The organism is Psychrobacter sp. Ps3, from assembly GCF_022129275.1.
GTDB lineage: Bacteria > Pseudomonadota > Gammaproteobacteria > Pseudomonadales > Moraxellaceae > Psychrobacter > Psychrobacter submarinus.
This window is the reverse complement of the sequence record NZ_JADQAL010000037.1, coordinates 21,168-27,167: the sequence shown is the minus strand read 5'-3', so window position 1 is coordinate 27,167 and position 6,000 is coordinate 21,168. Positions and strand designations below refer to the sequence as shown.

Annotated in this window: 6 protein-coding genes; 4 read left to right on the top strand and 2 right to left on the bottom strand. The window is 46.3% G+C overall.

All coding sequences use genetic code 11. The features are described 5' to 3' along the window. Positions 1-171: 171 nt before the first annotated feature. The 4 genes from I3248_RS10285 (at position 172) to I3248_RS10270 (ending at position 3,584) form a co-directional block, all read left to right on the top strand. Positions 172-447: a succinate dehydrogenase assembly factor 2 gene (locus I3248_RS10285; RefSeq protein WP_201609682.1), complete on the top strand. Its 276-nt coding sequence runs from the start codon at positions 172-174 to the stop codon at positions 445-447. A gap of 106 nt (positions 448-553) precedes the next feature. Next, positions 554-1,021 (top strand): protein YgfX, encoded by a 468-nt coding sequence (locus I3248_RS10280; RefSeq protein WP_227501896.1) that lies wholly within the window; start codon positions 554-556, stop codon positions 1,019-1,021. A 146-nt stretch (positions 1,022-1,167) separates the two neighbouring features. Continuing rightward, positions 1,168-1,896 carry a YidB family protein gene (locus I3248_RS10275; RefSeq protein ID WP_025644635.1) on the top strand — a complete coding sequence of 243 codons (729 nt, stop codon included), beginning with the start codon at positions 1,168-1,170 and terminating at the stop codon, positions 1,894-1,896. Positions 1,897-2,126: 230 nt separating this feature from the next. Next, positions 2,127-3,584 (top strand): anion permease, encoded by a 1,458-nt coding sequence (locus tag I3248_RS10270; RefSeq protein WP_105244060.1) that lies wholly within the window; start codon positions 2,127-2,129, stop codon positions 3,582-3,584. 35 nt (positions 3,585-3,619) lie between these two features. On the opposite strand, the gene I3248_RS10265 is transcribed toward I3248_RS10270, so the two are convergent. Together I3248_RS10265 and recA are read right to left on the bottom strand one after the other, a co-directional pair. Continuing rightward, on the bottom strand, positions 3,620-4,822 hold the full coding sequence (locus I3248_RS10265; protein ID WP_238063602.1) for a regulatory protein RecX: 1,203 nt from the start codon (positions 4,820-4,822) through the stop codon (positions 3,620-3,622). Between the two features lie 50 nt (positions 4,823-4,872). After that, on the bottom strand, positions 4,873-5,940 hold the full coding sequence (gene recA, locus I3248_RS10260; protein WP_238063601.1) for a recombinase RecA: 1,068 nt from the start codon (positions 5,938-5,940) through the stop codon (positions 4,873-4,875). Positions 5,941-6,000: the final 60 nt, after the last annotated feature.

The following is a 6,000-nucleotide window of genomic DNA, read 5'->3' as shown; positions in this document are numbered from 1 at the left end:
GCCTAAAAAATAGTCTCTGTCAGTGCCATGGTCGAATGTTCAACACGCCCTAAATAACGTATCCATTTTATTTAGTATCGGCTATATATAAACTAAGCGTGTTTTCAATCAAACATCATATTATTAATAAGCGCTTAACCAGTAAGCGCGTTAACAACTAAAGAGTTATTTATGACTACCCAACCCGAGCCTACCACTGAACAGCGCCGTATTATTTATCAAGCCCGTCGCGGCCTCAAAGAGCTAGATTTTTATATTGATCCTTACGTAAAAGAGCTTTATCTAGCGGCTGATACTGCCGAGCAAGCTACCTTTGCTGAGCTGCTCACATATGAAGACCCTGATTTATTAGATTATTTTACCAATCAAAGTCAGCCGGATGACGCTGCGGTTTGGGAGCTAGTCAATAAAATTAAGACTTGGCGTCATAGTAAGGACTTAACCTAGTAAGGACTTAATGCGTTAGGCACTGTGCTAAACTGTACAGGTGTGCGCTAAACTGTACAGGTATTAATCACTCGGCTCTACTTTACGCAATTTGCTGGATAATTAGATGACCATGTCGCGCTTATCGTTACGGATTGATACTCCTGTACAGCCTACTAGCTATTTGCGTGCCTTATTATATGGCAGTTTGACAGCTATTATTATTCTACTCGCTTGGTTAGCGAAATTATGGCTTTGGCAATATGTGCTCATTTTGCTAGTAGCTGCTGCGGTTGTGAGTTATTTGGCTTTATCAAGGCCAATCTTAATGCATCTTAGTCAGCCTCCCATGAGCAAACGCATCGATCTAGGTTGGCAGCTGCTGATGCGTACCGGACGCGCTGACGAGCTTTGGCAAGCTACGCTCTCTACAGCCCATCACTATCCGTGGTTGATACATTTAACCCTGATAATAACTGAACCTTATCAGCGGCCCTTTACCGTGACTATATTCCGCGATCAAGTGAGCGCTGAGCAGTGGCGACAGCTGAGCGTATTAGCTAATAGTGTCGATGGCGCTACTCAAAGCGATTAAAGCACCACGATCGAATGTTCAGCACGCCCTAAATCTATAAGCTACTAGACGATACAAGCCATAACAAAACACCTCACTAGCTATATAAATGGATTTGTTATATTAAGGGCTGTTGAAAACAAATATAACGATAAAAGGAGAGACTTATGAGTTTATTAGGAAATTTAGTTTCGCAAGTCGCGCGTAGTGCTATGGATCCAAATGATGCGCAGCGTAATCCGATCAATCAGCGCACTAGCCCGCGCCGTACGGGTGGTCTTGGTGATATATTGGGCAGTGTGCTCGGCGGTTCGGCAGGTGCTAGTAACCAAGCAGGTGGCTATAACCCGCAGCAATACGGCCGTCAAGCAGATAATGGCTTCGGTCTAGATGATCTATTAGGTGGCTTAGGCGGCGGCGCACAGCGCGGCAGTATGAGCTCAGGTGCAGGCGGCCTTGGCGATATCTTAGGCAGTGTGCTTGGCGGTGGTCAACGTAGTAGAGGCGGCTTTGGCGGTAAGGGTATGCTAATAGCCGCGCTGATGCCGATGGTGCTAAGCTGGATACAGCGCAATGGTGGTCTCAGCGGTGCGTTATCGAAGATTACTGGTATGGGCCATGAAGCACAAGCGCGCTCTTGGATGAGCAATAGTGAGCCTAATGATAACTTAGATCCTAATGAGATCAATCGTCTATTTGACGAAAACGAGATTCAGCAAGTGGCCGCGCAAACCGGCGCTAATGATAGCGAAGTTCGCCAAGGGCTAGCAGAGCTGTTACCTGAGGTAATGAATCAGCTGACCCCAAATGGTAACTTAGATAATGAGGAAGAAGCGAATCAAGAGATTGATCAGATTATCGGTCAGTTGTCCAACCGTCTAGGCACTTTACGATAATGGCCCCATGTTTGTGTTATAGCTACCTTTAACTGTGTAGTCTGCCGCTACTTCTTACGCAGACAGCAGATAGCGGCCAAAAGAGCACGTTTGTATAGCGTGCTCTTTTTTATTGTGAGGACTTCAATAATACATACTACATAGATATGTTAAAAATGGTGAACAAATGCGCAACGGTGCTGGTAATCTTATAAGATGAGGGTATCAGCCACTGCATAGGATACTGACGCATGCCGTTTAAGCCGATCCAAGCCGCTATTGCCATCGTCGTAGGTCTTATCATCTGGTTTGTCATTCCTGTACCGACGGGCGTCACCGCTGACGCATGGCACATGCTGGCTTTATTTATCGCCACCATCGTTGCCATTATTGGTAAAGTGCTACCCATCGGGGCGATAGCGGTCATCGCCGTGACGCTCGTGGCTTTGACGGGTGTGACCAGTGACAGCCCAAAACAAGCAATCAATGATGCGCTCTCTAGCTATTCAAGCCCGCTGATATGGTTGATTGGTATCGCAGTGATGATATCGCGCGGCCTTATCAAAACCGGTCTTGGTCGCCGCATTGCTTATTATTTTATTTCTATCTTTGGCAAAAAAACCATCGGAGTCGCATACTCATTGACGGCGGCTGAGCTGATGATAGCGCCTATCACGCCGTCGAATACCGCGCGTGGTGGCGGTATTATTCATCCTATTATGAAATCTATCGCCCAAAGCTTTCATTCAACGCCAGAGGAAGGCACGCAAAATAAAATTGGTCGCTATCTGGCGATGGTCAATTACCACGCCAATCCGATTACATCAGGGATGTTTATCACCGCGACCGCGCCCAACCCTTTAGTGGTAGACCTGGTAAATAAAGCCACAGGCGGCAACATTCAGCTGTCGTGGACAACGTGGGCAGTGGCGATGTTTGTGCCGGGCATTCTGTGCTTGGTGGTGATGCCCTTGGTGATTTATCTGATCTATCCACCTGATGTCAAAGTCACGCCCGACGCTAAAGGTTTTGCAAAAGACAACTTGGCAGACATGGGTAGCATCAGCCGCCAAGAAAAAATCATGCTCGGTGTGTTTGGCCTGATGCTACTACTCTGGGCCAATATCCCAGCGCTGCTATTGGGTGAGCAATACAGCGTCGATGCCACGACGACAGCTTTTATCGGTCTGACGACTTTGATATTGACTGGGGTGCTAACGTGGGAGGATATTCTCAAAGAAAAATCTGCTTGGGATACCATCATCTGGTTTGGTGCCTTGATTATGATGGCCGCTTATCTGAATGAGCTTGGCTTGATTCGCTGGTTTTCTGACAATATCGAAGCGATGATTGGTACGACGGGTCTGGGCTGGGTAGGTGCCGTGGCGATTTTGACGCTGGTGTATTTGTACATTCATTACTTCTTTGCAAGTACGACTGCGCATATCACCGCTTTATTTGCCGCCTTTTATGCTGTTGGGCTAAGCTTAGGAGCGCCGCCCATGCTATATGCGCTGATTTTGGCAGCAGCGGGCAACATCATGATGACCCTCACTCATTATGCGACCGGCACCGCCCCCGTCATCTTTAACTCAGGGTATGTGACCTTAAAAGAGTGGTGGGGCATCGGCGCTATCATGAGTGTGGTCAATCTGGTGATTTGGATAGGGGCAGGTATGATATGGTGGAAAGTGCTTGGCTATTATTAATAGGTATCTGAGTGTTAGAATTAGATGAGTCACGGTTAAAATCGCTCATCTAATGTCTCAAGCGTGTAGTCAAGGGCGGCAAAGCAGATGTCCGTCTTAAAGCCGCGATACTGCAAAAATCGCAGCTGCTTAGCTTTTTCTTTTTGCTCCACTGGTATAGTGTCACCATACTTCTTAGTGCGAGCCTCTACCGCTAGTTTGAGCCAATCAACCCCCTCAACTAAGTTGTCATCAGGATCAACGAACTCGCGAAACTCTTCAGACTCACTATTTGCCATATCAATGAGCTCATCAATATTGCTTGGCATAGTGATTTGCTTTTTATAAAACTCCTGCTTGATACGCTGACGGCCGCGGCCTTTACGAATGTTTTCACGAATTAGCATAAGGGTAGTGCGGTAGTCACTTTGATAACCTTTCTCTTCAAATTCAGCAAGCAGCTTATCAATACTATCCGGGTCTTGCTCTTTGTCGATAAGCTTTTGTTTGAGCTCCGCCTTACCGTACTCACGCCGTGACAGATAATAAAAAGCCAACCAGCGCAAACGGCTCTCAGCTTTGATAGCATCGAGCTCGGCTTGCTTTTGTTCAGGGGTGCGCAGGTAAGCTTTAAGTGCTGAGGGTAGGTTGTCTATCTCACAAGCCGTGAACGCCGCTGTAGACGCTTCTGTGTTCTCTTGATCAAGAGACGTCGCAATATGATCGGTTACTTGTTTGGCGGTATCGTGAGAGCTGTCTGCTTCGTCACTACTGCCGTCTGTATGATCTTCATCTGTATGTACCTTGCGCTTAACTTCAGCTAGCATCTGCTGAATGCTTTGTGAGTCTGGCGGCACGTAAGCGGGCGCATCATTGTGCTCAGCGACAAAAATTGCTGCAGCATGGAAGCGCTTTTTGCGTTTTTTTGATTTTGATTTTGATTTAAGGGAATTTGATGAAGGTTTAGCTAATGATTTATTTGAAGATTGGGATAAAGCATCAAAGCTTGAAGAATCCTCTGCAAAAAAGCTTTTGTCACTCTCATCAGTGGATGTAGTATGAGTTTTCTTCTCAGAAAAAGGCTCTGCGCTTTGTTGCTTTACGCGCTGTGCTTTTTTTGATTTTCTGCGATTAAATAGCTCGGTATTTTTGGTAGTTGAGCTTTTATTATTATGACGTTTTGGTTTACTGCTAGCAGCAGAACTAGCCGAGTCGGTGTCCGACTCGGCTAGAATTTCAGCTAATGTTTTAATCTGCATTTTTAACCTATAAGCTATTCAATAGCATGAAGATTTTTGTGCTTAAGCCATTACTGTATAGGCGATGCTTCTAAGTCCTGAGCGGCGTCTATATCTTCGTCATTAGCTTCGGGCTGTTCTTGTGTCCCTGACCCTAGCTTTTCTGCACGAATCTTAGCTTCGATTTCTTCTGCGATAGCAGGGTTTTCTTTGAGATAGAGCACTGAGTTGGCTTTACCTTGACCAATCTTTTCATCGCCGTAGCTATACCAAGAGCCCGCTTTGCCTACTGCGCCAATCTCAACGCCAAGGTCAATGACTTCAGCTAAATGGTTGGTACCTTCGCCATAAGTAATCTCAAATTCGGCTTGGCGGAACGGCGGCGCCATTTTGTTTTTGATGACTTTAACGCGAGTTTGGTTACCGATGATGTCATCACCGTTTTTGACCGCGCCGATACGGCGAATATCCATCCGCACCGAAGAATAAAACTTCAGTGCGTTACCACCTGTCGTGGTCTCTGGACTACCAAACATGACGCCAATCTTCATACGAATCTGGTTAATAAACACCACCATACAGTTGGAGCGTTTAGCATTACCAGTGATTTTACGTAGTGCTTGGCTCATCAGACGCGCCTGCAAGCCCATATGCGAATCGCCCATCTCACCCTCAATCTCCGCACGTGGCGTGAGAGCGGCGACCGAGTCAATCACGATCATATCGATAGCACCTGAGCGTACTAACATATCGGTAATCTCAAGTGCCTGCTCGCCATTATCAGGCTGGGAAATCAATAAGTCGTCCGTATTAATGCCTAACTTACGGGCATAAACCGGATCAAGCGCGTGCTCAGCATCGATAAAGGCACAAGTACCGCCTTGCTTTTGGCATTGAGCGATCGTTTGTAGCGTCATGGTAGTTTTACCTGAGCTCTCAGGGCCATAGATCTCAATGATACGGCCTTTAGGTAGGCCGCCAATTCCCAAGGCAATATCTAAGCCTAGAGAGCCTGTTGAGACTACATCGACATCCATAGCAACAGAATCGTCACCGAGATGCATAATAGTGTTCTTACCGAATTGCTTCTCGATTTGTCCTAGTGCTGCTTTGAGTGCTTTTGCTTTGTTGTCGTCCATAATGGACTCCTTGTCAGTAATGAATTTACAAGTGATGTTTTAAGATATAAGAGTGACTAA